This is a genomic window from uncultured Streptococcus sp. (assembly GCF_938036805.1).
Lineage (GTDB): Bacteria > Bacillota > Bacilli > Lactobacillales > Streptococcaceae > Streptococcus.
The window spans coordinates 1-2,493 of record NZ_CALHWC010000127.1 but is presented as its reverse complement, the minus strand read 5'-3'; the positions used below and the strand labels follow the sequence as shown (position 1 = coordinate 2,493).

At 49.9% G+C, this 2,493-nt stretch carries 3 protein-coding genes and 2 pseudogenes; all 5 read right to left on the bottom strand.

Going from position 1 to position 2,493, the window contains the following annotated elements:
* A pseudogene (locus Q0191_RS05085) lies at nt 1–86 on the bottom strand (AzlD domain-containing protein); the annotation flags it as partial.
* Nucleotides 76–771, bottom strand: a complete 696-nt coding sequence (locus tag Q0191_RS05080; RefSeq protein ID WP_297664411.1) for an AzlC family ABC transporter permease — start codon at nt 769–771, stop codon at nt 76–78. The pseudogene Q0191_RS05085 and the gene Q0191_RS05080, both read right to left, overlap by 11 nt.
* Nucleotides 772–780: 9 nt before the next feature.
* Nucleotides 781–1,791 carry a tRNA (adenosine(37)-N6)-threonylcarbamoyltransferase complex transferase subunit TsaD gene (tsaD, locus tag Q0191_RS05075; RefSeq protein WP_297664409.1) on the bottom strand — a complete coding sequence of 337 codons (1,011 nt, stop codon included), beginning with the start codon at nt 1,789–1,791 and terminating at the stop codon, nt 781–783.
* Entirely contained in the window at nt 1,781–2,233 is a 453-nt protein-coding gene (rimI, locus tag Q0191_RS05070) for a ribosomal protein S18-alanine N-acetyltransferase (RefSeq protein ID WP_297664413.1), read from the bottom strand. The genes tsaD and rimI overlap by 11 nt, the downstream gene beginning before the upstream one ends.
* A pseudogene (locus Q0191_RS05065) lies at nt 2,230–2,493 on the bottom strand (tRNA (adenosine(37)-N6)-threonylcarbamoyltransferase complex dimerization subunit type 1 TsaB); the annotation flags it as partial. The gene rimI and the pseudogene Q0191_RS05065, both read right to left, overlap by 4 nt.

Below are 2,493 nucleotides of genomic sequence, written 5' to 3'. Positions count from 1 at the left end.
TTGACTAGGATAAAGGGTAAAACCCGCGGAATCCAAGTGACTAGGGCTGACAAAAGAATGGCCAGTAAAATATACTTACTTATCATCCAAAATCACCCCCACCGTACAGCCTAGCAAGGTTGCAAAAAGCACCGCCAGCGAATTTTGAAGTAGCATAGTTAGGACTAAGTAGGCAAGGCCCACCACGCCCAAGACGAAAAAGAGCTTCTTTATCTTGACCCGTCGCAGCATGATTGTAAACTGAGAAGAGAAAATGCCAATAAACATGGCGACTAGGGCAAAGTCCAGGCCAAAGCTTTCAGGATTGGGCAAGAGGCCACCTAAAATCGTTCCCAGCACCGTTCCAAGGAACCAAGCACCATGGCTCAGCAGATTATTTCCATGCATCCACTGTGGCAAAATCACCTTCGAGTGAATCTGCTCTCCCATCAAAACACCGTAGGACTCATCGGTAAGGAGACTCCCCATCGCAATATTTTGCCCCATGCTGAAGTCTCTAAAAATGCTAGAGGCATGTAGCCCTAGCAAGAAAAAACGCAGATTGATCAAAAAGACAGTCAAGGCAATGGCCAAAATTGGAGCACCTTGCGCAATCAAACCTATCATAGCAAACTGGGCACTGCCTGCATAAACCAAGAGGCTCATCAGGCCCATTTCCAGAGGATTCATATAGGGCGCCGCCATAATGCCACAGGCTAGACCGATTCCGACATAGCCTAGAGCCGTTGGCACTGCTGCTTGTGCCCCCTGTTTAAATGTCTGCCCGCGCATTGTTCTCCTTTACTCCATGGTTTCAAAAGCCAGACTAGGCTTCGCATTGAGGTCCAAACCGGCAAAATTTTCCTTATTCCACTCACTGACACTGGCATAGGCAATCATACCAGCATTGTCACCGCAGAGGCGCAGTGGCGGAATGATCACCTTAACATCCTGAATTTCAGCTGCCAAGCGTTCTCTCAGGCCTTGATTGGCCGCAACACCGCCCGCCACGACCAGAGTCTTGACTGGATATTTTTCCAGCGCTTTTTTAGTCTTGGCCATGAGAATATCCATGACCGCCGCCTGAAAGCTAGCGGACAAGTCTTGATTAGACAAGACTTCTCCCTTTTGCTGGGCATTGTGGTGCAGGTTGATAAAGGCCGACTTGAGACCGGAAAAAGAAAATTCCAGATTATCTTCCTTGATCATAGCCCGCGGAAAATCATAAATAACCTGTCCCTCATGAGCCAGCTGATCAATCTCCCGGCCTGCTGGATAGGTCAGACCCATGACTCGACCGACCTTATCATAGGCTTCACCGACCGCATCATCGCGAGTTTCCCCCACAATCTTATAGTCACCAGCCTGACTGACATAGACCAGCTCAGTATGGCCGCCGCTGACCAAGAGAGCCAGCAAGGGAAATTCCAAGGGCTCCACGCTCTGGGCTGCCATCAGGTGTCCAGCCATGTGATTGACCGGAATCAAGGGAATATCATGAGCCCAGGCAAAGGACTTGGCCGCTGCCAAGCCGACCAGAAGCGCCCCAACCAGACCCGGACCATAGGTAACCGCCACTGCTGTGACTTGCTCCTCGCTAATCCCTGCTTCTGCCAAGGCCTCCTCAATGCAAACCGTAATGACCTCCACATGGTGGCGGCTAGCCACTTCTGGTACCACTCCGCCAAAACGCTTGTGGCTCTCAATCTGGCTGGCAATGACATTGCTCAAAAGCTCGGTCTCATTCTTCAGAACCGCCACACTGGTCTCGTCACAAGACGTCTCAAAAGCTAAAATATATCTATCTTTCATGGATCTCTCTTTTCATAACAATCGCATCTTCCACCGGAGCATGGTAGTAGGCCTTCCGCCGCGCGATTTCTTCAAATTTTTCTTTTTTGTAAAATAGCAGAGCTGGCTTGTTGGACTCCCTCACTTCGAGGAAAATTTCTTTGTCTGCTGGCAAAAAGTCAAACAAGGCTGTCGCGATTTTCTGTCCCTGATAGCTAGGCAATACAGCAATCTGCAGGACTTCTGCTTCAAAGTCTATCTCCTGCCAGACTAAAAAGCCGACTAGCTGACTCTCGTCTTCTGCTAGCGCACAACTATTCACATCTGAGCGCAGAACCTCTGCTACTTGATCCGCTGTCCAAGGGCTGACCTCATAGACTGCAAGCAAGAGCTCTTCCAGCTCTTTTGCGAGAGGTGCCGCGTCCACATCCGAGTTAGCGCTCCATTTTCTCATCTCAATCATAGGCGCTGAATGTAAGAATCGCTGGACGCCTGATGGGTCTTGAGCCAATTTTCCTCGGCTTCTACCCGCTTGAGATAGTTAGGAACAAAGTCATGAATAGACTGGGCTGGCAGGTCTAAACCGAGACGACCAACAGCTGCTGCATCTGGCAAGGTCGGCTGAATGACAGCCTGAGGAAGAGCAGCTTTAATCTGCTCCGCAAAAGTTGCTGTCTCTCCGACAAAAGTGACTGGCTGGTTAGCAGCGCCAGCTATTTCCAA

Excerpts from the sequence above, each read along its gene's own strand:
- tsaD (WP_297664409.1), bottom strand. The coding sequence starts at position 1,791 with ATGAAAGATAGATATATTTTAGCTTTTGAGACGTCTTGTGACGAGACC.
- Q0191_RS05080 (WP_297664411.1), bottom strand. The coding sequence starts at position 771 with ATGCGCGGGCAGACATTTAAACAGGGGGCACAAGCAGCAGTGCCAACG.
- rimI (WP_297664413.1), bottom strand. The coding sequence starts at position 2,233 with ATGATTGAGATGAGAAAATGGAGCGCTAACTCGGATGTGGACGCGGCA.